The following is a 236-nucleotide window of genomic DNA, read 5'->3' on the forward strand; positions in this document are numbered from 1 at the left end:
AACAGCCAATTGGATTTGTCAGGAGTCAAAACTTTTAGTGGAAAAACTGATACGATAATTGAGGCGAAAGACGGTGGCAAACTGACCTTGAATGCCACCAAGATTAGCGGGGACGTGGATGTGACATCCAATGGCAAAGGTAGCGTGGTGCAACTGCCCCGGTTGACCGCTTTTAACGGCACAGACAGTTACTCCCCCTCGTTTATTTGGGCCCTCAATCAAGGCACGGTGAAGGC

The 236-nt window shown here is 49.6% G+C and carries 1 protein-coding gene; it reads left to right on the forward strand.

Translation table 11 applies throughout. The features are described from left to right. Positions 1–15: 15 nt before the first annotated feature. Positions 16–236 (forward strand): hypothetical protein (locus AC0QHF_RS27740; protein ID WP_324707522.1); only part of this gene is annotated, 221 nt, incomplete at its 3' end.

The organism is Lyngbya sp. CCY1209, from assembly GCF_055795065.1.